Source organism: Paenibacillus senegalensis JC66 (genome assembly GCF_000285515.1).
GTDB classification, from domain to species: Bacteria; Bacillota; Bacilli; order Paenibacillales; family NBRC-103111; genus Paenibacillus_L; species Paenibacillus_L senegalensis.
Genome location: NZ_HE610957.1, coordinates 1,073,155 through 1,097,029, shown reverse-complemented (window position 1 = coordinate 1,097,029; position 23,875 = coordinate 1,073,155). Strand labels below are relative to the sequence as shown.

Annotated in this window: 12 protein-coding genes and 1 pseudogene; 10 read left to right on the top strand and 3 right to left on the bottom strand. The window is 51.6% G+C overall.

Features of this window, described 5'->3' with window-relative positions; translation table 11 throughout:
• Window positions 1–122: 122 nt before the first annotated feature.
• From PSHG_RS05200 to deoC, 4 genes and pseudogenes are all read left to right on the top strand, one after another.
• The gene (locus PSHG_RS05200; RefSeq protein WP_010270394.1) at window positions 123–890 is read left to right on the top strand and encodes a 16S rRNA (uracil(1498)-N(3))-methyltransferase; all 768 of its coding nucleotides are present in this window, start codon (window positions 123–125) and stop codon (window positions 888–890) included.
• A gap of 1 nt (window position 891) precedes the next feature.
• Window positions 892–2,231: pseudogene (mtaB, locus tag PSHG_RS26635) on the top strand (tRNA (N(6)-L-threonylcarbamoyladenosine(37)-C(2))-methylthiotransferase MtaB).
• A gap of 311 nt (window positions 2,232–2,542) precedes the next feature.
• A complete protein-coding gene (locus PSHG_RS05190) occupies window positions 2,543–2,971 on the top strand; it encodes an NUDIX hydrolase (RefSeq protein WP_010270392.1) in 429 nt (142 codons plus the stop codon).
• Between the two features lies 1 nt (window position 2,972).
• Window positions 2,973–3,653, top strand: a complete 681-nt coding sequence (gene deoC, locus PSHG_RS05185) for a deoxyribose-phosphate aldolase (protein ID WP_010270389.1) — start codon at window positions 2,973–2,975, stop codon at window positions 3,651–3,653.
• Between the two features lie 85 nt (window positions 3,654–3,738).
• On the opposite strand, the gene PSHG_RS26630 is transcribed toward deoC, so the two are convergent.
• Window positions 3,739–4,629, bottom strand: a complete 891-nt coding sequence (locus PSHG_RS26630; RefSeq protein WP_010270386.1) for a Na/Pi cotransporter family protein — start codon at window positions 4,627–4,629, stop codon at window positions 3,739–3,741.
• 157 nt (window positions 4,630–4,786) lie between these two features.
• Here PSHG_RS26630 and PSHG_RS05175 point away from each other — a divergent pair, with 157 nt between their 5' ends.
• From PSHG_RS05175 to PSHG_RS05155, 5 genes are all read left to right on the top strand, one after another.
• Complete coding sequence (locus tag PSHG_RS05175) at window positions 4,787–6,157, top strand: class I SAM-dependent rRNA methyltransferase (protein WP_010270385.1); 1,371 nt, start codon at window positions 4,787–4,789, stop codon at window positions 6,155–6,157.
• 397 nt (window positions 6,158–6,554) lie between these two features.
• Window positions 6,555–10,172, top strand: a complete 3,618-nt coding sequence (locus PSHG_RS05170; RefSeq protein WP_042121436.1) for a PD-(D/E)XK nuclease family protein — start codon at window positions 6,555–6,557, stop codon at window positions 10,170–10,172.
• 54 nt (window positions 10,173–10,226) lie between these two features.
• Window positions 10,227–14,231, top strand: a complete 4,005-nt coding sequence (gene addA, locus PSHG_RS05165; protein ID WP_010270380.1) for a helicase-exonuclease AddAB subunit AddA — start codon at window positions 10,227–10,229, stop codon at window positions 14,229–14,231.
• Complete coding sequence (locus PSHG_RS05160) at window positions 14,228–15,418, top strand: exonuclease SbcCD subunit D (RefSeq protein ID WP_010270378.1); 1,191 nt, start codon at window positions 14,228–14,230, stop codon at window positions 15,416–15,418. The genes addA and PSHG_RS05160 overlap by 4 nt, the downstream gene beginning before the upstream one ends.
• Window positions 15,415–18,876, top strand: a complete 3,462-nt coding sequence (locus PSHG_RS05155; protein ID WP_010270376.1) for an AAA family ATPase — start codon at window positions 15,415–15,417, stop codon at window positions 18,874–18,876. The genes PSHG_RS05160 and PSHG_RS05155 overlap by 4 nt, the downstream gene beginning before the upstream one ends.
• Here the strand turns inward: PSHG_RS05155 and PSHG_RS26625 are convergent.
• Window positions 18,858–20,642: a putative bifunctional diguanylate cyclase/phosphodiesterase gene (locus PSHG_RS26625; RefSeq protein ID WP_010270374.1), complete on the bottom strand. Its 1,785-nt coding sequence runs from the start codon at window positions 20,640–20,642 to the stop codon at window positions 18,858–18,860. The genes PSHG_RS05155 and PSHG_RS26625 overlap by 19 nt on opposite strands.
• Before the next feature lie 220 nt (window positions 20,643–20,862).
• The gene (locus tag PSHG_RS05145) at window positions 20,863–22,776 is read right to left on the bottom strand and encodes an FAD-dependent oxidoreductase (RefSeq protein ID WP_042121431.1); all 1,914 of its coding nucleotides are present in this window, start codon (window positions 22,774–22,776) and stop codon (window positions 20,863–20,865) included.
• Between the two features lie 289 nt (window positions 22,777–23,065).
• Between PSHG_RS05145 and PSHG_RS05140 the strand changes: the two genes are divergently transcribed.
• Complete coding sequence (locus PSHG_RS05140; RefSeq protein WP_010270371.1) at window positions 23,066–23,413, top strand: histidine triad nucleotide-binding protein; 348 nt, start codon at window positions 23,066–23,068, stop codon at window positions 23,411–23,413.
• Window positions 23,414–23,875: the final 462 nt, after the last annotated feature.

The window sequence follows — 23,875 nt, the reverse complement described above, 5'->3', positions numbered from 1 at the left end:
TGGTCTGCATAGGTTTGCAGATGCTGCCGGGCTAGAGGGAATTGTGGCCAGTACTGGCGTTCCCTGCGGAAAAGTTGTATGATGTAGGATGAAATTTGGCAAGAAGGAAGAGAGCTTGAGCGATGCAGCGATATTTTATTCCAACCGAGCAATTCGGTCAACATTCGGTTGTCCTTGCAGGTGACGATGCTTACCATATACAGCGCGTAATGAGGGCGGAACCCGGCACTAAGCTGATCTGCAGCAACGGGATCGACCGCGAGGCCGTGGTCGCCATCACCCATATGACGAAGCAAACCGTAGAGGCAGAGATTGTGGAAGAGCTGCCGATGGAGGCTGAGCCTTCGGTACACGTATGGATAGCGCAAAGCCTTCCCAAGGCCGACAAAATGGAACTGGTCATCCAGAAGGGAACGGAAATCGGCGCAGCCCGATTTATTCCATTTACCTCTGAACGGACGGTTGTGCAATATGATCACAAGAAAGAGATCAAGCGGCTGGAGCGCTGGCGTAAGATCGCCAAGGAAGCCGCTGAGCAGGCGCACCGCAATCGGATTCCGGAGCTATCATCTCCAAGCTCTTGGAAGGAGCTGCTGAGGCTCGGATCACAAGTTGACCTGGCTTTGCTCTGCTATGAAAAACAGCATACCCTTTCGTTCCGGGCACTGCTTGAACAGGCATTAGCAGGGGAAAAAGGCGGAGAGCCATATACGATTCTCATAGCTATTGGTCCTGAGGGAGGCTTTACTCCGGCCGAAGCTGCGGAAGCGGAGCAGGCGGGTTACCGGCCTGTTAGCTTGGGCCGCAGAATATTGCGGACCGAAACCGCGGCTATGGTCGCCTTATCTGCTATTATGTATGCTGCGGGAGAAATGGGAGGAGGGAACTAACATGCCAAGCGTAGCTTTTCACACTTTGGGCTGTAAAGTAAACTTTTATGAAACAGAAGGCATCTGGCAGCTCTTCAAGCAAGAGGGCTATGAGCAGGTAGACTTCGAAAAAAAGCGGATGTCTACTTAATTAATACATGCACAGTAACTAACACCGGGGACAAGAAAAGCCGTCAGGTGATTCGCAGGGCGATTCGTCGCAATCCGGATGCGATTATTGCGGTTACGGGCTGTTATGCCCAGACCTCTCCGGCTGAGGTAGCTGCTATTCCGGGAGTAGATATTGTCGTCGGGACTCAGGACCGGGATAAGCTGCTTCCGTTGATTGATCAATTCCGTGCGGAGCGGCAGCCGATTAATGCGGTACGCAACATTATGAAGACGCGTGAGTTTGAGGAGATGGATGTGCCTGAATTTTCCGACCGCACCCGAGCTTTTTTGAAAATCCAGGAAGGCTGTAACAATTTCTGTACGTTCTGCATCATTCCCTGGTCGAGAGGCCTGCTGCGCAGCCGCAAGCCGGACAGTGTGTTGGCACAAGCCAAGCAACTGGTTGATTCCGGCTATCAGGAAATTGTGCTAACTGGTATTCATACCGGCGGTTACGGCGAAGATCTGGAAGGCTACAGCCTGGCGCGGCTGCTGTGGGATTTGGACAAGGTGGACGGGCTTAAGCGTATCCGTATCAGCTCGATTGAAGCCAGCCAAATCACGGATGAAGTGCTTGATGTGCTGCAGGGTTCAGATAAAATGTGCCGTCATTTTCATGTTCCGCTGCAAGCGGGCAACGATCAAGTGCTTAAGCGAATGAGACGCAAATACACTACCGCTGAGTTTGGGCATAAGATTGAGCGCATTCATCGTATTATGCCGGAAGCAGCAATTACGACTGACGTTATTGTCGGTTTCCCCGGGGAAACCGAGGAGATGTTTCTGAGCGGCTACCGGTTCATGGAGGAAATGAGGTTTGCAGAAATGCACGTGTTCCCTTATTCCAAACGTACCGGAACGCCAGCGGCAAGAATGGAGGATCAGGTTGACGAGGAAGTAAAAAATCACCGGGTGCACAAGCTAATCAAGCTTTCGGAAAGAATGCAGCTTGAATATGCTCGGCCTTTCGTCGGCAAAGTGCTGGAGGTCATTCCAGAGAGAGCTTACAAAGAAGCGCCGGATAGTGGTTTATATACAGGGTATACTGACAATTACCTGCAGGTCGTATTCCAGGGCAGTGAGGATATGATCGGTCAATTAGTCAAGGTCAAAATTACAGAAGCCGGTGTGAATGAGTGCAAGGGTCATTTTGTTAGAGTTTTGACCCGCGATCAGCAGGCAGTCACCTAATTTTGGCCCAAGCAGGTATTTGAATCGGTTTCAGCGGCAAAGCCCCACTATTGTGGGGTTATTTTTACCACATCAGAAAGTGTAAGTTTTCGATATCCGAAAACACGCTTTCTGATTGGCATAAAAAGATACCGCAAGGACCGGGTTATTCATGTTCGAGGGGCTTCGTTAAGAGCTTTTTTTCTCATATAGCGTTATGCGTTTGTTGGGGCTCCCCGTAAAGGATAGGAGCAGGCACGAGAATCGGAACTGCTTGTTAGGTTCTCGCCAGGTTTTTTCACTTCTAAATATTTGCAAAGGGTGAGAGGATCATGATTATATCAGCCGGTGGTGTGGTATACCGTAAAGAAAACGGCGTGCTGCAGATTCAAATGATTCAGGATCGTTACGGAAAAATAACTTTGCCTAAAGGCAAGATGGAGCCTGGGGAAACGGTAGAGCAAACAGCGCTCCGGGAGATCAAAGAGGAGACCGGAATCGTTGGTAAAATTCGCAGGAAGCTGGAAGTGATTTCTTATCAGGTAACAGACCCGGCTACACAGCAGCAGACCGAGAAGCAGGTGCATTACTATTTGGTGGAGGCAGTGGGAGGCAAGCTCGCTCCCCAGGTGGAGGAAATTCGCGGAGTTGAGTGGCTAGAGCCGGAGAAGGCGTGGCTTCAGCAAACCGCAGCGGGTTACGATAACAATCATTCCGTGCTGCGCAAAGCTCTCAGCAATTTTGGAATCGAGGTGAAGTAAGATGGCTCAGGAACTCCATCGTCTGCCCGCTTATATTGACCATACATTGTTGAAGCCTGAAGCCGGCCGCAAAGAGTTCGATCAACTGTGTAAAGAAGCTATGGAGTATGGATTTTATAGTGTTTGCGTGAATAGTGCCTGGGTAGCGTATTGCAGGGAGTTGCTCGCGGGAACCCCGGTGAAAATTAGCGCAGTTTGCGGCTTCCCCTTAGGGGCACAGCTTACTTCCGTCAAAGCCTTCGAAGCGGCTAAGGCGGTAGAGCGGGGGGCGGCGGAAATTGATATGGTCATCAATCTTGGCCTGCTGCTTGACGGGGAGTGGAAAGCGGTAGAAGACGATATCCGGCAGGTGGTGCTAAGCGCCGGAAACGATACAGTGGTTAAGGTCATCCTGGAAACAGGCTTTTTAACCAATCCGCAAAAACAGGCGGCCTGCCAAGCGGCGGAGCAGGCAGGCGCGCATTTTGTGAAAACATCGACGGGCTTTGGTCCTGGCGGGGCAACCGTCGAGGATGTAAAGCTGATGAAGGCGTCAATATCGCCATCCATGCGGGTAAAAGCTTCAGGCGGCATCCGAGATACAGCGGCGGCTATGAGCATGATCGAAGCGGGCGCTGCCCGGCTTGGGACGAGCTCGGGAGTAACTCTTATGCGTGGAAGCCGTAGTGAAGATGCGTATTAGTAGAGCGAAAGAACCGAGGAGCTGCGGATCTGTTTCCGATTACCCCAAGGCGGATAAGCAGCGGAATCCTGGCCGTGAGCGAACATTATTTAATTTTCTTAATGAGCGGCGTATAGCAAAGAGGCAATGCGGCCAAGGAACAGACAATGTTGAATATCGTCTGGGCATGAGCAATCTGTATGGCCGGAGAGTCTGACATTGCTGCTACTATGCTGGTCAGCAAGGAAATGAGCGGATAAAAGGCCAGTGCACCACCAACATTAAGAAGGATATGGGTCCAGGCGACGTAGACGCCAAACCGGCTTCCTCCTATGCTGGCCATTAGAGCGGTCACGCAGGTGCCAATATTGGAGCCGATCGCGATCGCTATGCCTACCTCAACAGTGATGGCCTGCACACTCGCCATAGACATGGCAAGCGTTATCGTTAAAACTCCGCTGTGTACCAGGCCTGATATAATGATGCCGGCCAGCAAGCCCCACAGCAGGCTGGATTGGGATTGCTGGACAAACCAGGCGAACAATCCTCTGGAACGCAGCTCCGGTATGATGGACTGCATGACCTCCATTCCCAGCAGCACACAGGAAAAGCCGATTAAGGCAAGGGCCAGGTTGCGGATGTGATGCAGCCAGGGAGGGTTAAGAGAGCGGGTGGCAGCCGGTATGGCAAGACTCGTCAGCCAAACACTCATTGCAATTATAAACAGGGGAAGCGCATGCTTGGTCAAATTTAAGCTAAGCAGCTCCGTTGTCAAGGTAGTGCCGATATTGGTACCCAGGATGACACCCAGCGTCTGTGAAAACTTCATTAATCCCGCATTCACCAGTCCAATAGTAATGACGGTAATCGCTGTACTGCTTTGAACAGCTGCAGTTATGGCGGCCGATGCAACCATTCCCCGAAAAGGGGTGCGCGTAAACCGCTCCAGCGTCGTCTGCAGATGATTGCCCGCCCATTGATGAAGAGCCTTCTCCATCAATTTCATCCCCATTAAAAAACGGCAAGACCCAGTGTCATCGGAACAAATAAGGTTAACAACATGTCCGGCTTGTCTCCTTTTTACGTAGTCCTTTAACTATATGAGTCAAGCCGGTGAAGCATGATAGAAGTTGTCTAAATACGAGGAGGAACGTATGCCGCAGGTCATTTTAAATAAAACAAGAAAAAAACGTCTGGAGCAAGGCCATGCCTGGATTTACCGTAATGAGCTGGAGCGTGTTGAGGGAGATCCGGAGCCGGGGGCACTTGTCCAGGTGCTAGATCACAGAGGGAAGTATTTGGCGACCGGTTATTACAACCCTCACTCGCAAATAACGGTAAGAGTAATTGCCTATCAGCCAGTGGAAGCGATGGATGAACGTTTTTTTGAAGAGCGGATTCAGGCATGCCTGGACCATCGCTCCCGATTTCTGGAGAATACGGACTCCTATCGTCTTGTATATGGCGAGGCTGATTTCTTGCCTGGCTTAATTGTTGATAAGTTTGCCGATGTGCTGGTGATCCAGCTTCTTACGCTAGGGATGGATCGGTGCAGAGAGGCGATTGTGAGGGCTCTCGTGAAGCTGCTGCAGCCCAAAGCCATATATGAGCGAAGTGACGTTCCGGTGCGCGAGCTGGAGGGCTTGCAGCAGACCGCAGGAGAGCTTTACGGCGAATGTCCGCAGCAGGTCGAGATTATGGAGAACGGAATCCGCTTGCGGGTGGATGTGAAGAATGGGCAAAAGACCGGTTATTTTTTTGACCAGAGGGAAAACCGGGCAAGACTGCGGCCATTGATGCGGGGCTGGGGGAGACGAAGCGGGATAACTCTGCAGCAGCGGGATGAAGATGGTCAGGTGGCAAGCGTGCCGGTCAATGCGAATGGCAAAAAAGTAACTTTCCCCTATTGGGATGGCGCTACCGTTCTGGAATGCTTCGCCCATACCGGCAGCTTTACCCTGCACGCCTGTCATTACGGAGCAAAAAGGGTGACCTGTCTCGATGTTTCCGAGCAAGCTATTGAGCAGGCAAGAGAGAATGTGCTCTTGAACGGATTTGCAGAGAGAGTGGAGTTTGTTGTCGAAGATGCGTTCCATTATCTTCGCAATCAAGTCCGGGCATTGGAAGAAAGAGAACGGCGGGCCTTGGCTTCACGGCAAAAGGTCGATACTTCTATTCCTCTTGAAAATAAAGGGAAAACCTGGGATGTGGTTGTGCTCGATCCGCCTGCCTTTGCCAAATCGAAAAGTGCGATTAAAGGCGCTCTTCGCGGTTACAAAGATATCAACCTGCACGGCATGAAGCTGGTTAATGAAGGAGGATATTTGGTCACGGCCAGCTGTTCATCGCCGGTCAGTCCGGAGATGTTCCTCGACACGATTCAATCTGCGGCTGCCGATGCCGGCAAGCTTCTTCGCTTGATCGAATTCAGGGGCGCAGGCGCAGACCATCCCCGTTTGGCTGCGGCTGAGGAAACTCACTATTTAAAATTCGCTATATTTGAAGTGACCAGCAGGCGCAAGTAACCGCTTGGAGCCCGGGAGACCGGGCAAGCTGATTGCTCGCGGAAATTGCCCTGAGGAAAAATGTACTAGCCCCGCATGGACGAAAACCGTCTATAATGGATTTTGTTAACGGAGTAAGGCGGCCATGTCACTGCCGGGGCTGCAGGCTTTAAGCCGGCGCTCCCCGGGGATACATATAAAGGATACTGATGGAGAAGGACAATCGGGCTGCGGCATGCAGCACGAGTTCATCCATGTTAGAAATGCTGTGCGGCCGCCTGAAAACCAGGCGGTTGTTTTTTTCGCCTTAGGTGCATACAGGGATGGGGATATAAAATCAATAGGAACAAGTGATCTCCCTTTTGCACAGTGGTTATGGTACTATAAATACAAAATCGTTTTGCAAAGGAGGCAGTCTATGCGAAACCGATGGATTCTTGGTCGGGCGGGAAGCGGGAAAAGTGAATATTGTCTTAATGAGATTCGCAAGCGGCTGCTGCACGAGCCGGATGGCCCTCCGCTGCTGCTGATTGTGCCCGAACAGGCGACCTTTCAAGCAGAGCACGCTCTTATCACGACACCTGGGCTGAGCGGCAGCATAAGGGGACAAGTATACAGCTTTCCAAGGCTAGCTTGGCGAATAATGCAGGAATTAGGGGGTACGGCCCGCCTGCCGATTGATGAAACAGGCAAGGTGATGCTGATACAACGTTTATTACATACTCAACGAGAGCATTGGCAGGCATTTGGGTCTGCAGTCGAGAAGCTGGGATTTGCCAAAGAACTGCTGGCTTTATTCAGCGAGTTCAAACGGCAGTGCATCCGTGCTGAGGATTTACAACAGCACTATGATTCGTGCCGTGAGGCGCTTAAGGAGCACACCGCGCTATTAGGCAGCAAATTGGATGACCTCCATAGGCTGTACGCGCAATATGAAGCCGAGTTGGCCAAGCAGTATCTGGATGGGGACGGCTTTTTGGAAATATTGGCTGAACGAGCGGCAGACAGCCGGTGGCTTCGCGACGCACATCTCTGGGTGGACGGATTTTTTGGCTTTACCCCTCTGGAGCGGAGAGTACTGGCCCGATGTATGCTGCACTGCCGCTCTGTATCCATCACTCTTTGTTTGGACAAGCCTTATGATATTGGAGAACAGCCTAATGAATTGGACCTGTTCTACTCCACGGCGATGACTATGGTTCGCGTTCAAGAAGAGGCAATGAAGCTCGGGGTGCCCAAGCCGGAGATCCTTACCTTGCCCGCAGGGAGAGATATGCCCAGGTACCGATCGAATCTTATGCTGGCTCATTTGGAGCAGCAGTACGAAAACCGATACTCTTCGCGGCTGAAAGCTTTTACCCCTCCAGCCGCCCATTCTTCGGCTGGAGCGGAAGCGGCCACCATTCTGCTGCGCCCGGCAGCTAACCGCAAGGCGGAAATAGAGGGGACCGCCAGGCATATGCTTCAGCTTGCGGCACAGGGCGTTCGCTGGCGTGAGATGACGGTTATGGTGCGCGAGCTGGAGAGCTACGGCGATTTAATTGGCAGCGTGTTCGACAATTACGGAATTCCTTTTTTTATCGACCAGAAGAGGGCAGTGCTCCATCATCCGATCGCTGAGTTCATCCGCTCCGCTTTGGAGGTAGTGATTAAGCATTGGAGGTATGATGCGGTTTTCCGCTGTATAAAAACCGACTTTTTCCTGCCATTGGCCGAAACCGAGCAGGAGCAGCCAATCTCTAGTGATAGGAAGGGCAAAGAGAAGGCTGCTGCGTTGATGCAGTCTGATTACAAAGTCACCCGAGACGCGATGGACGAATTGGAAAACTATGTGCTTGCCTATGGGATCAACGGCTCTCGCTGGAAGGAGGAGAGGGCTTGGCAGATGACCGGGAGACTTACGCTTGAGCAAGAAGCGGCTTCATCCCAGCCAGGCTGGAAGGATCTTCAGCTGGCCGCACGCATTGCGGCTGCCCGTCAGCGAGTTATTGAACCGCTCGGCCGTTTTGAACAGGCTTTTCAGAAGGCAGAGACCGTTCGCGAGAGAGCGGAAGCCTTATATCAGCTGCTTGTAGATGTCCAGGCTCCGGAACGATTGGCTCAATGGAATAAGGAATGTGCAGAGCAAGGACGTCCGGAAAAAGCAAGGGAGCATTCCCAGATGTGGGACCTGATAGTCGATTTGCTGGACCAGCTTGTGGAAATGATGGGAGATGAGCCGAGCAAGGCGCAGGTCTTTGCTGATTTGATTGACTCGGGATTGGACAGCATCGCCCTCGGACTCGTCCCGCCATCTCTCGATCAGGTGCTGGTTGGCTCCATTGACAGAACCCGCTCAACACGCGTTCACTACTGCTTTGTGCTGGGGGTGAATGACGGAGTGCTGCCTGCCCGGATTAACAGGGACGGCATCCTTTCAGAAAATGAGAGGGAATGGCTGATCGATTCGGGGTTGAATCTTGCTGATAGCGGGCGCCGCAGACAGCTGGATGAGCAGCTGCTTATCTATTCGGTGCTGTGCGCTCCTTCCAGGCAGCTGTGGCTTAGCTATCCTTTGGCCGATGAGGAGGGACGGTCTCTGCTTCCCTCAGAAATCATCCGCCAAATAAAAGCCATGTTCCCGCAATTAGAAGAGAAGCTGCTGACTTCAGAGCCTGAAAGCTCTCTGCCTTTGGAGGAACAGCTGGATTTTCTGGTGCCGCAGGGACAGGCATTGACCCACTTGACTGTGCAGCTGAAGCAGTGGATGAAAGGCAGCAGGATTTCTGAAATTTGGTGGCTGGCCTACAATCAGCTGCTGCAGGAGCCGGGATGGCGACACAGAGTTGAGTTGATGCTGCAAGCCCTCTTCTTCACCAATAGCGAAGAAAGCCTGGACCCGCAAATTAGCAATCAATTATATGGGGAACGGCTGCAGGCCAGCGTCTCCAGAATGGAAAGGTTCGTCGCGTGTCCCTTCTCCCAATTTGCTTCTCACGGGTTGAGGCTTAAAGAGAGACAAATTTACCGGCTTGAAGCGCCCGATATTGGGCAGCTGTTTCATGCGGCATTAAGCGGCCTGCTGGCGTCACTGCAGCAATCCGGGAACAATTGGAACGATTATCCCCATGAACAGCTAATGAAGATGACATCGGATTTGGTAGACAGCCTGACACCAAGGCTGCAAAGCGAAATTTTACTCAGCTCTTCCCGCTATCGCTATATAGCACGCAAGCTTAAAGGAATCGTTGGCAAGGCTGCAACGATTTTGGCTGAGCATGGCAAGCGGAGTCATTTTGTCCCTATCGGGCTTGAGCTTGGATTCGGACCAGGAGAGCAGCTGCCGCCGCTCTCATTTGAGCTGGCCAACGGCAATCGAATGGATATCGTTGGAAGAATCGACCGCGTAGACAAGGCGGAAAGTGATAAAGGCTTGCTCTTGCGGGTTATTGACTACAAGTCAAGCCGTACCGGGCTCTATTTGCCAGAGCTGTATTACGGACTGTCCTTGCAGATGCTCACTTATCTCGATGTCGTCCTTACCCACTCACAGGCATGGCTGGGCAAGCAGGCGGATCCCGCAGGAGTGCTCTATTTCCATGTGCATAACCCGCTGCTGAAGACGAATCAGCCGCTGACACCTGATGCCGCAGAGAAGGAAGCTATGAAGCGGTTTAAGATGAAAGGTCTCCTGCTGGCTGACGAGGAGACTGTCAAAATGATGGATACACAGCTCAAAAGCGGACACTCCGCGATAGTCCCCGCAGCGCTTAAGGCGGATGGCAGCTTTTACTCATCTGCTTCTGTAGCCACAGGAGAGCAGTGGAACACGCTGCGCAAATTTGTCCGCCGCAAGATTCGGGACATAGGCACGGAGATCACCAGCGGGAATGTGGCGATCACCCCTTATCGCCTGGGGCCAAAGACAGCTTGCGATTTTTGTCCATATAAAGCGGTTTGTCATTTTGACCCTTTGCTGGATGGCAATCAATTCAATAGCTTGAGCCGCAAGAATGAGCGTGAGATTTGGCAGCAGATGGAGTTATGGACGACCTAAAGAAATGTTCGCTTAGTTGGTCAGTTCAAACGATATAACAGGGAGGCGATTGATTTGAATCTGCATGAAATCCCCGAGAAGCCTCAGGGAACCAGCTGGACGAATGAGCAGTGGGAAGCAATCGTGCGCAAGGGGGAGAACATCCTGGTTGCGGCAGCTGCAGGCTCCGGCAAAACCGCAGTGCTTGTCGAACGGATTATCCGCCGTATCTCTGACGAGAAGGATCCCGTTGATGTCGACCGTCTGCTGGTAGCAACATTTACGAACGCTGCAGCTGCAGAGATGAAAATGAGGGTCAGAGAAGCTCTGGAAAAGGCCTTGGCTGCCCAGCCGGATTCCCCTTTTTTGCAAAGACAGCTTGCTTTGCTGCACCGGGCGTCCATCACCACTCTCCATTCCTTTTGCCTGGATGTGATCCGGCGTCATTTTCAGCGAATTGGCCTGGATCCCGGCTTTCGAATAGCGAATGAGACGGAAACAGAGCTGCTGCGGCAGGACGTGCTGGAGGAGTTGTTCGAGGAACGGTATGCATCGGAAGCAGAAGATAGCTGCTTTTGGCAGCTGCTCGACTGGTTCGGGGGAGAACGCAGTGACGAAGCGCTGTTTGCACTGGTGCAGCAGCTTTATGACGCCTCGCGGAGTCATCCGCAGCCAGCGCGCTGGCTGCAAGCTATGGCTCAATTATTCAACGCTGAAAGCAATGAGCCTTCACTTTGGTATGACAGCTTATACCGGGATATTCGACTGGAACTGGAGGGGATTTCGGGACTGCTTCGGGACGCCCTGAAATGGACGCGCCAGCCGGGTGGCCCAGCGCTGTACGAGGATACGCTTCAGGAGGAAGCAGCTATGGTGGAATCTCTGCTGCTCCTGTGCGAGGGGGATTGGACCAGGTTGTATGAAGCTGTTCATGGAGCAGCTTTCGGCAGACTTAAATCAGCGCGCGGGGATCAGTTTGACAAATCGCTGCAGGATAAGGTGAAAAACGCACGGGATAAAGCGAAACAGCGGTTTACGGCTTTGAAGGAGGAGCTCTTTTCCCGTTCACCCGAGCAGTACCGGGAGGAATTGCTGGCCATGTATCCTTTAATGCATGAGCTGGTTTCAATGACCGGGCAGTTTGCGGAGCGTTTTACCGAAACGAAGCAGGCTCGCGGACTGATTGATTTTACAGATTTGGAGCATTACTGCCTGGAAATTTTGGCGGACTCGACGGCTTCGGAGACGCTGGAGCCATCTGCCGCCGCTCTAGAGTATAGAGAGCAATATATCGAAATTTTATTGGATGAATACCAGGATACTAACCTTGTACAGGAAGCTATCATTCAGCTTATTGCTCAGCCTGAGAAAGGCAATCGCTTTATGGTGGGAGATGTAAAGCAAAGCATCTACCGGTTCAGGTTGGCTGAACCCGGCTTGTTTTTAGAGAAATACCGCAACTATGGGGCTAATAATGCTGGTCAGAGGAGGATCGACCTGGCGAGTAATTTCCGCAGCCGCAAACAGGTTGTGCATGGCGTCAACTTTCTGTTCCGGCAGATGATGAAGGAAACGGTGGCGGAAATGGACTACGATGAGAAAGCGGAGCTTGTTTATGGAGCCTCTTATTATGAAGCCGCTGGAGAAGACAAGCCTCTTCCCCTGGAGTGGATGATTATCGACCGTTCGGCCGAGGATTCTTCAACCTTGGCAGCGGCAGCGGCTGCTCAGGAAGAGGACGATAGCGGTATGTCCGAAGAGGGGGGAGTCTCCTTCAGCGAAGAAATTCGCGAGATGGAAACCGCCCAGCTGGAAGCTAGAGCTATAGTCCGTCAAATTCACCATCTGCTCGGCATGGATGGAGGGGAGCCCTTCCGTGTTTACGATAAAAATATGAACGGAATGAGGCCTGTTACCTACCGCGATATCGTTATTTTGCTGCGGGCGACACAGAGCTGGGCCCCTGTTTTTCTTGAAGAATTGAGACAGGCGGGCATTCCCGCCTACGCAGATTTAAACAGCGGGTATTTTTCCGCAGTAGAAGTCGAGATCATGATTGCACTCTTGAGGGTGATAGACAATCCTTACCAGGACATTCCGCTCGCCGGGGTTCTCCGCTCTCCTATTGTCGGACTTTCTGCAGATGAATTAGCACGAATTCGTCTGGTATCTCCGCAAGGAAGCTTCTATGAAGCGGTTAGCCGTTATGTGGAGAAGGCATCGCAGCAGCCTGAGGCCCTGCTATACCAGAAAATTAGCAGATTTTACAATCAGCTTCAGCAATGGAGAACTGCGGCAAGACAGGGCTCGCTTGCTGAGCTGGTATGGAATTTATTCAGGGAAACCGGCTACTACGACTTCGTTGGCGGAATGCCTGGAGGCCTGCAGCGCCAAGCCAACCTGCGCGCCCTTCATGATCGTGCCAGACAATATGAGTCAACTTCCTTGCGCGGGTTGTTCCGCTTCTTGCGATTTATCGAACGGATGCAGGAAAGCGGGGGCGATCTCGGAACGGCTAGGGCGCTGGGCGAACAGGAAGACGTAGTAAGAATCATTTCGATCCATAAGAGCAAGGGCCTGGAATTCCCGGTAGTTTTCCTAGCCGGCATCGGTAAACTGTTTAATCAGCGTGATCTTTATGATTCCTTCCTGATCCATAAGGAGCTTGGTTTTGGACCGGCTTTTATCGATCTCAAGCAGCGTGTGAGCTACCCGACGCTGCCGGCAATGGCAATCAAGAAACGGATGCGCATGGAAATGCTGGCAGAGGAAATGAGGGTGCTGTATGTCGCATTGACTCGTGCACGTGAAAAGCTTTATCTTGTTGGGAGTGTCGCTTCATTGGCCAAGCAGCTGGAGACTTGGGCGGCCACTGAACTGGACTATGAGACGCTGCCTGATCATGTATTGGCCAAAGCAAGAAGCTATCTGGACTGGCTGGGTCCCGCTTTATTTAAGCACCGGGACAGCCAAAGCCTGCGCGAGTCGGCTCATGTCATTACGAAGCTTCCGGACCGCTGGCTGGGGGAGCAATCGCAATGGAATGTGTCTGTTGTTTACCCGGCGATGCTGGCTCAGGAAGCCGCTGCAGCGGAGCAGATGGAGGAAGGGCAGCAGGAAAGGCTGGAATCCTTGCAGCGGCGTCAGCCGGTAGAGCTTGAAGACCCTCTATGGGAAGCCAGGGTAGCGGAGCGAATCCATTGGACTTATCCCTTCGAAGCTGCTGCTCACATGCTGTCCAAAACAACCGTAACCGAGCTGAAGCGGATGAATGAAACCTGGGCTTCAGGAGAACGTGAGGTGGGGCAGGCTCCATTTACAGATGACGCTGCGGTAGGCAGGTCGGGTAAGGAGCAGGAGCTGTTCATCAATTCGCAGAGTCCTTCCCTGGCTTCTATATGGACGCCTCATGAGTCTGGGCGCGGCACTGCGAAAGCATCCGGCCTATTCAGGCGGCCGCGCTTCATTGAACAGCAAAAGCTGAGCGCTGCTGAAAAAGGAACCATTTATCACGCGATACTTCAGCATATTCCATTGGACCGGGCTTGGACCATGGAGCTGCTTGAAGAGCAGCTGAATCGCATGGTCTTGGAGCAAAAAATAACCGAGGAGCAGCTGGCGGATATTGATCCGCAGGTCATTCTCGATTTTATCGGCTCGGAGCTTGGGCAGCGTCTGGCTGGCGCGAAACAGGCTGAGCGGGAGATTCCTTTCACTTACGGACTTGCCGCGTCTGAGGTGTATCCCGTTTCGTTTCGGCAGGAGGAGCGTAGGGAAGACTCCTCGCTGAAAGAGGAGCACGATGCAGATAGGATAGAAACTATACTGGTACAGGGAATTATCGACTGTCTGTTTGAAGAGGAGGACGGCTGGGTGCTTCTGGATTACAAATCCGATCATTTGATCGGCCGGGAACCGGCATCTTGGGCTGAGCGCTATCAGCTTCAGCTGTCTCTATATCGCAGGGCCGTAGAAGAGATTTGGAGGAGACCAGTCAAAGAGGTGCAGCTGGTGTTTTTGAACGGAGGCTGTGCGGTGGATATGAGCGAACTAACTAGCAGGTCAGGAGGGCTACGATGAGAATTTTACATACCGCTGACTGGCATCTCGGGCGCACCCTTGAAGGAAGGAGCCGCCTGCCGGAGCAGGAGCAGTTTCTGGAGGAGCTGGAGGTGATCGTCAAGGATCAAAACATTGACCTTGTGCTAATGGCAGGAGATGTATATGACACGGTGAACCCTCCAGCTTCGGCGGAGACGCTGTTTTATGACAGCATCTCGCGCCTGGCGGACGGAGGACGAAGACAGGTTGTAGCGATTGCGGGTAATCACGATAATCCGGAACGTCTGGCAGCTTCCAGTCCGCTGGCCGCCAAACAAGGCATTACTTTACTAGGTATGCCCGGTAAAGAGCTGCTGACGATCGACTGCCGGCGGACAGGGGAAAGAGTCCAGCTCTATGCTCTGCCTTATCCTTCCGAATCCAGACTTAAAGAGCTGATTATGGAGGAAGCGGATGAAGCGAAGCTTCAGCAGGCTTACTCCGCAAGAATTGCGGGGCTGATTCAGGAGGCCTGCGCCGGGTTTTCACAAGATGCAATCCGTTTGATCATGAGCCACGTATATGTGCTCGGCGGGCAGGATAGCGACTCGGAACGGCCGATCCAAGTAGGAGGAGCCTATACGGTACATGCGAGTGCCTTTGGGCAAATGGCTGACTACGTTGCTTTGGGACATTTGCACCGGCCGCAAGCCATAAAAGCTGATATCCCAATCAGATATTCCGGCTCTCCGCTTGCCTACAGCTTTTCCGAGGCGGGACAGGCCAAATCGGTAACGGTGTTGGACGTTGAGCCCGGCTCGCCTCCGCAAGTGGAAGAAGTGTGGCTGAGCAGCGGCCGGCCATTAGTGCGCTGGAAAGCCGAGCGCGGAATCGCTCAAGTGTATGAATGGCTCGAACAAGGCAGGGAGCTCCAGGCGTGGATCGATCTCGAGCTTCATCTGGAGCAGGCTTTATCGATGGAGGATATTCAGAGATTGCGCAAGCTTCATAGCGGTATTTTGAATATCCGCCCTATTTATGCCAGCGATGATTCGCGGATAGAAGAGTCAGAAACGTCATGGAGGAATACTCCGATAGACGAGGTGTTCCGACGCTTCTATCAGAGACAAACGGGCGGAGCGGAGCCGGAGCCGGAACTGGTTGAACTATTTCTGAGGCTGCTGGAAGAATCGGAAGAACCTGCGCAAAGTGAGGTGGTCGGATGAGGCCCATTTATTTGTCATTGTCAGGCTTGCAAAGCTACCGGGAAAAGCAGGAGGTTGATTTTACCACTTTGTGCGAAGCAGGCGTTTTCGGGATTTTCGGGCCTACCGGAAGCGGAAAGTCTACCATTCTGGATGCGATGACACTGGCTTTATACGGGAAGGTCGAGCGGGCTATGAATGGTACTCAAGGAATTATGAACCATGCGGAAAACACGCTTTCCGTTACATTTGTTTTTCAATTAACGGATAGCTCCGGCGCGCGGAAATACCGTGTGGAAAGACAATTTAAACGGGGAAGTGACCATTCGATTAATAATACCTTGAGCCGCCTGATCGATGAAAGCAGCGGCTCACCTGTTGTTACCGCTGACAAAGTGTCGGAAGTAAACCAGCAGGTTCAGCAAATTCTCGGCCTTACGATGCAGGACTTTACCCGTGCGGTCGTGCTGCCGCAAGGTAAATTCGCCGAGTTTTTGTCCTTGAAGGGAAGCGAGCGACGTCAGATGCTGCAAAGGCTGTTCCGGCTTGAGCGCTACGGTGATTTGTTAAACAGCCGAATCAGCGTGCAGGCCAAAGAAACGGAGATGAGCGCCAAGCAATTGGCTGCCGAGCAGCAAGGTCTTGGGGATGCCTCGCAGGAAGCTGTTAAGGAAGCGCTGCGGCGCTTGAATGAGGCTGAAGAGGCAGCCAGGAAGCGAAGAACCGAGCGTATGGAAGCCGAACGCCAATGGGAGGAGATTAACCAGCGGTACAGCTGGTGGCTGGAGCTGACACGATTAGAACAGGAAAGCGCGAAATTGCATGAGCAGGAAGAACACATTCGCCTCAAGGAAGCGGGCCTGCAGCTGGCGGAGCAGGCTGAAGGCATTGTTCCATTCCTTAAGCAGCTGGAGGATGCTGCGCTCAATAAGGATAAGCAAGCTCTCTTACATAAGCAGTCCGAGCAGGAGCTGCAGCAAGCCAGGCAGGGCCTGGAGCAGGCTGCTGATGCATACGCCAGGGCCAAGGAGCAATTGGCCGCAAGCGAGGCGCCATTGCGGATTAGACTGGAGCATCTGCAGGAAGCGGTGCAGTGGGAGGCGGAATGGAAGCACAAGTATTCCGAGCTGAACGAGCGGATGAGACAGGAGCAGGAGCTGAAGGCCCGGTCTGAGCAGGAAAACGAGCAGCTGCAAAAAGCGCAGGCGACCTTGGCGAAAGCCCACGCCAGACAAGCTGAGCTTAAGGAACGGCAGAAGCAGGTGATCGTGCCGGCTGAGTGGAGAAACCGCCTGCTTGAAGCAGAGAAGCTAAGGGACAAAGAAATGCTGATGCTTGAGCAGGCCGCAGAAAATCGCCACGAGGTCGAAGCAGCTCAGGATGTATTGCGCAATGCCGAGTCTGCTAACCGGCACACTTTGCAGCGGCTGGCAGAAGGACACCGGCTTTTAGAGCAGACCTGGCATCAAGGACAGCAATATTGGCAGCAGCTGCAATTCATTGAGATGGAATGGCAGTCTTGGCATCAAGCGGCAGCGGATTTTTGCCGTCAGATGAATGAGCTGCTGCGAAGGCAAGAACAGGAGAATCTTGCGCACCAGCTGGCTGGGATGGTTAAAGAAGGAGAGCCTTGTCCGGTCTGCGGGTCACTTGAGCACCCAAAGCTTCTGCGCCAGGAGATGAATAATCAAGCATTTCCGGCGGCAGCTTATTTGCGTGAGCTGGAGGCGTCTATAGCAGAAGGAAAGGATGAGCAGGGCGAGCTGCGCCAGTGGAAAACCAGCTATCAGCTTACTCTGGAGGCATTGCCCCTCCAGCTAAGCCCAGCCGCCCGGGATGAAGCTGCTGCTGCAGTGCTTGAGGAACCATCCTCGGCAGCGGCAGGACTGGAGCGGACCCTGAGCGGAGAGGAAGAGAAGCTTGAGCTGCTGGAGGACCATTACAAGAAGCTGCAAAGCCAGTTTGCTGCAAGTCTGACCAAAGGGCGGGCAGTAAAAGAAGCGCTAGCGGAATGGTCCCAACGGGTCAAGCAGCTGGCCTCCAGGCATACCCAGGATGAGCGAGAGCATCGCGAACAGTCGATCAACCTCAAGGCAATCCAGGCCCAAAGCCGTACCGCAACCGACAAGCAGCAAAAAATCGATGCAGCGGCGGCTGAGCTGCGAGCTCTTTGGCAGAAAACATATCCTGAATGGAAGCCCGATGAATTGCCCGAGATTCTTCGGCAATTGAAACATAAAGACCAGGAAGCAGATGATATCCGTCAACGTCTCGATAAGAGCGTGGAGTACATTGAAGATTTGCTGCAGCAGGTTCAATTAAGGCAGCAGCAGGTTATGCAGCTGGACAGGCAGCAGCTGCAGCTCGATATGGAGATCAAGGGGCTGCAGGAAACAGTCAAACAACTCCAGGTCCGAATTCACGAGCGAGTCGGAGACGAACCGGTTGAACAGCAAATCGCAGCGGCAAATCGTCAACTGAATCAGTGGCTCGCAGCGGAGAAGACCTGTTTTGAGCACTGGAAGGAGTGCCAGCTCAAGGTTAGCGAGCTGGACCGCAAGACAGCTTCCCAGGAGCAGCAGCTGAAATCAGCCCTTGAACAGTATGAGGAAGCAGTAAGCCGCTGGCACAGCGCGCTGGAAAGCTCTCCTTTTTCTACTGGAGAAGAGGTAAGACAAGCGGTGCTCTCTCCCGAGGAGCGGGAGCATTGGCAGCAGGAAACCCGGAAGTACCGTGAGCGGCTGGCACGTCTGCAGGAAAAGATGGCAGAATTGACCGAGCTGCTGGGGGGAGCGAGCCTATCCGCCGAATTGTGGGAGGCATATAAGCAAAAAGCAGCGGAAGCCCAGAAAGAGGATGAGCTTGCTCTGACAGTCAAAGCCAAGGCTGAAAGGGACTTGGAGGAAATTACACATAGACATAAGCACTGGCTGGAACTGGAGGAGCAGCGTAAACATACTCAGGTTAAACTATCTTATTTGCAAAAATTACAGAGTGTCTTTCGCGGCAATGCATTTGTTGAGTATATCGCTGAAGAGCAGCTGTCGCAGGTAAGCCGCGCTGCTTCGCAGAGATTAGCCGAGCTTACCCGTCAACGTTATTCTATAGAGCTGGATTCTACGGGTGGGTTTATCATCCGTGATGACGCTAATGGAGGAATCCGCCGACCTGTTGGTTCGTTGTCCGGAGGAGAGACCTTTTTGACTTCATTGGCGCTTGCGCTTGCGCTGTCCGCGCAAGTCCAGCTGAACGGACGTTATCCGCTCGAATTTTTCTTCCTTGACGAGGGGTTCGGAACGTTGGACCCGGAGCTATTGGATACCGTTATCGGTGCATTGGAAAAGCTTCATATTGATAAATTGACGGTAGGGATCATCAGTCACGTTCCTGAGCTTAGAGCCCGGCTTCCCCGTCGGTTAATTGTCAGCCAAGCCGAGCCGGCCGGACAGGGAAGCCGGATTCATTTGGAAGCTTTGTAATATTGCTCATATTCGATCCAATCATTTAATGTTTGGGTACTCATCGGCTTTCCTATCAAGTAGCCCTGGACTTCATTGCACTGAAGCTGCTTTAAATAATCGAGCTGCTCGAGCGTTTCCACACCTTCGGCCGTTACATTCAGCTTTAATGTATGGGCCAAGGCGATAATCGCTTTTACAATGGCGGCATCATCGGAGTTTTTATGAATCCCGCTTATAAAGGATTGATCGATCTTGATTACATCAATGGGGAATTTCTTGAGATAGCTCAAAGATGAATAGCCTGTGCCAAAATCATCAATGGCAATCGTAAGCAGCATCCTCTTCAAATCATTAAGCATTTGCTCAGCGTAGGTCACATCCTGCATAGCGGCGCTCTCCGTCAGTTCCAGTTCAAGATATTCCGGGGAGAGCCGCGTTTCTTTCAGCACGCGCTCAATCATTTGCGGCAAGTCCTTTTGGCGGAATTGCCGAGGGGATAAGTTCACGCTGACCCGGAATGGAGGAAGGCCGATGTCCAACCATCGTTTGCGCTGTGAGCAGGCTTTGTACAGAATCTGCTCGCCTAACGGAATGACAAGCCCGGTATCCTCGGCAAGCGGGATGAAATCCTTGGGAGGAATCATCCCCAGCTCCGGATGATTCCAGCGCGCTAATGCTTCCACACATACGAGCTCGCCTGTATCTGCGTCAATTCTTGGTTGATAATGGACAACGAACTCATCTCTTTCCAGGGCATGCCGCAGCATCGTTTCCATTTGAATCCGCTCGATCCCGCTTGTATTAACGGGCGGGGCATAAAACTGGTATGTGCTGCCCCCATGCTCCTTGGCCCGGTACATGGCAATGTCTGCGTTTTTCATTAAGGTTTCCGTATCCTTGCCATCATCAGGAAATAGAGCGATGCCAATGCTGGTCGTAATAAATACTTCGCGATGCCTAATAGGAATCGACTGTTCCAGGGAGCGGATAATAGATTCCGATACGGCAGCGGCTTCATCCGGATGCTTGATATTTGGCAGCAGCAGAGTGTATTCATCTCCTCCGAGCCGGGCCAGCAAGGCTTGGGGAGGGAGCTCTTCCTTGATTCGCTGGGCTACGGTCATCAGCAGTTCATCGCCTGCGAGGTGGCCCATAGTATCGTTAATGTATTTGAAGCGGTCGAGGTCAAGAAACAATACGGCAATCAGTTTGCGGCTGGCTGACTTTTCCTTAAGAGCTTGATTTAAATATCTTCTAAACAAAAGGCGGTTTGGCAGCATAGTGAGTGGATCAAAGTTAGCCATTTTGTTCAATTTTTCGCTGCTGTAGCCAGCCAGCACCATAAACATCATAACCCCGCAAAGAGTAAACAGGGTGTTCAGCGACCAGAAGCTCGTATGCTGAGTTATATGAAAAAGGCCTAGATGAATGACATGGATCAGACTCAGCAGCAAGGAGGAAAAGATTCCCAGCTCAAAAGCGTAGATAGGTACCAAAAATAGAACAAGCCATGTAACCAGATAATCGCCTTGCCAGTCCGGAAGTGTAAAAATGGCTGCATATAAAATCGAGTCCATAACAAGCGGCAGCCAATACTTTTTTTTGTCGGAATAAAGGCCGCTGGTGAAGAAAGCTTGGTAAATTAATAGAAACGACCACAGCAAAAATAAACAGGCCAGCCAGAGAATGATCGGCTGCCGATAATGGGTCCCGTACAAGCAAAACAAAATAACAGGAATTAATGTATGACCGAGAGAAAAGATTCTCCCGCTTTTATAAAACATCAAAAAACACCCCGTTGCGGTGATCATTTAAGCTAAGTTAGTATTCTACTTTTAGTAGTATAGTATATTTTCCTTTTTCTTACTACGCCAAAAAGCGGAGCGCTTTTACAAAAGATGACAAAAAAACCGTTTCTTCAGCATATGCAAAGAAACGGTTATGTTGATAACTAGCAAAAGTTAACCAGCAGCTGAATGTCGGCGAGTCTTCGCTGCATAGGGATTAAGTGCTGGCAACAAGGGAGCTATCGGCTTTTTTGACTAGCATTCGAGCGACATTCCGGGCGCTGGAAAATGCTCTCTCGGCCAATTCCCCTTTTCCGGTACAGCCGTCGCCGCAGAAATAAAAAGGCATATTTTCGACACGATTCGGCATGAGCTTGTTGCCGGCGATATTTTTAACGCTCGATACCATCGCTTTCTTGGATGCTCGCTTAACTACTTTTTTCTCCTGCCAACCTGGATAATAGCGTTCGAAAAGAGCTTCCATCTGCTTCATTTTCTCATCCAGGTACTTCTTGCGGTCCTCTTCATCGCCGATTTCATCTGTTAAATAAGCAATTCCCTGCAGAAGCTGTCCCCCCTGCGGGACTACAGTATGATCGGTCGCGGAAACATCGCTGATGAACATCTTGTTGTCCATATCGCTAATATAGCTGAACGGACGAGCCACCACTTCGTCAAATCCGATATCGTAAACCAAAACCTCGGTCGGCGTGTTGTTCTCATAATCGGCGAGGAAGGGCTCCCATGCGGTATCCTTGAGCAGCTTCACCACTTGCTGAATCGGCATCGCGAAGATAACTTCATCGAAGGCTTCTTCTCCTTTTTTGGTAGTGAGAACATAACGTTTATTCTCATAGCGAATACTCTCGACCGCTTCCTGCAGCTGAAAGGCCCATCTTCGGGAATTGTCCGCCTTCTGCTTTAATTGATTGGTTATGACAGCCCAGCTGCCCAGGATATAGTTTACCGGGCGGGAGGAAAGAAACAGGTTATGATAATATTCGCTGATTACCGGGCCGGGAACTTTCCGCGCATCTTCCGGGGCGATGAAGAAATTGGAGCAAACCAGATGCTCCCACAGTTCTTTAACATCATCGTCGGCGCTGAAATCAGCCAGGTAATCTCCTAATGTTCTATAGTTTTTAAGCTGATGAATATTGGCCATAATAGCGGTAATTTCTCCGACAAAGCGCATCTTTTGCAAAGGACTTAGCAGATCGGTACTAACGAGATTGGCAAAATCAAGCGGTGCCTTTGAAGTCTGTCCGTTCTTGGAATACAGCACTTTTCGCTTGTCAACCTGCTTGCTGCTGAAGGAAAGCCCGAGCTCCTTCTCCATATCAGACAGCGTGTGACGGTCAATTCCATATACGGCATGGGCTCCATAGTTTAAAGTAAACCCGGATTTCTCATAAGTAAAGGCGCGGCCGCCCAACTGCGGGCTGCGCTCGAAAAGCACTCCTTCAATATGCTCGCATTCCGATAAGTAGGCAGCCGCGGTTAGACCGGCCAAGCCACCTCCAATAATGGCTACTCTCATTTTAGGTTCCTCCTTTGGTTCCGCTGCAATTTGTAATTCTGGTGATGTCGAATCGGAACGGAGTCCGGGCCATACCAGTCTAAGGTTGCTGCTCATTAAAGAAATTAAATCCTCATCCTGGCGGATACACCAGTGCATGATGGTACCGGAATACACGGATGCCAGCAGGCGAGCCTTGTTGGCGTCAGGCAGCCATAGCTGAAGATACTGCTCCAAGCTGCTAGCCGGCTCCTCCATGGAGGAGCTCTGGCCTTCCTTCTGCATGGAGTGAGTAGAGAGATGGCGCACTACCTTACGGTAAGGGTCCAAATTAGACGCCAAGTCTAAAAACAACTGATTGATGTGACCCTCGACAGAAAATACATGAGCCGGTGTTGTCTCTGCCCATTGCCGCATAATATCCAGCTGTTTGCGGTTGATTTCTTGCAGAATGTCCTCTTTGCTGTCAAAGTAATGATAAAAGGTCCCTTTAGAAGTGCCCGTTTGAGCAATAATGTCATCGACCGAGACTTGATCGTACCCTTTTTCTACAAATAGCTGGAGGGCCGTGTCGAGAACGAATTCACGCTTTTTGCGCGTAGCTGCTCTCATCGGTTTCAAGTGGTCCTTCCTCCCCTGAATCGACTTCTTGCCCTTATTATAGACAAAGGAATGTTCACAGTCTATTCAAATTTAGACTTATGGTCTAAAAATGTGGATTAATCCAATTAATCTCCTAATTCCTTTCCAATTATGCCGGAAATTTGCCGTTATTCTTTTATTTTTGCTACAATTATTAAAAGAAATACATAAGCAATTTGCGTATTCCGATTCGTTCACACGCGGTATCAGGCGCAGCAAAGGAACTATGCAAAATGCTAACAAAACGGAGGCGAAATGTATGGACTGCATTTTTTGCAAAATTATTGAGGGGTCCGTCCCTTCCAAGAAGATCTACGAGAATGATAAGGTGCTGGCTTTTCATGATATTCAGCCCGCAGCACCGGTTCATGCATTGATTATTCCGAAGAAGCATATTGAAACGATGAACGATGTAGCTGAAGAGGACCTGTCTCTAATTGGCGACATCCATCAGGCTGCCCAAATTGTAGCCAAAGAGCTGGGGGTAGCCGAAAGCGGCTATCGCTTAATCAACAATTGCGGAAAACATTCTGGACAGATCGTTTTCCATATTCATTATCATTTGTTAGGCGGGGCCCCGCTTGGTCCTCTAAATCCTCAGGCCTGAATAGGGAAGAGCGGCTGTGCTGTCCATTCAGTCCCCATTAGTCCGCCAAATAAGAAGGGGCTGTCCGAAAAGTGGCCGTTCAGCCCGATAGCTAGAATAAGCAACCCCAAGCCGCGGCCCCGTGGCCAGCGGCCTTGAGGTGAAGTGTATGCGAAAAACCGCATACATTCGCTGCAGTAGCGGGGTTCGAGGCGAAGTGTATGCGAAAAACCACATACATTCGCTGCAGTAGCTGGGCTCGAGGTGAAGTGTATGTGAAAAACCGCATACATTCACTGCAGTAGCTGGGCTCGAGGTGAAGTGTATGCGAAAGTGTATGCGAAAACAGTCATGCCATTGAATCTCAGGCACAACTCCAGCATGAAAATAGCCAAGGCTCACGGGGTTCGAGGGCCGCGCAGGCTTGTTGCCTGCGTTTTGTACGAAATATCGTACAATGCATGCGGTTGAAGGGCAATTACC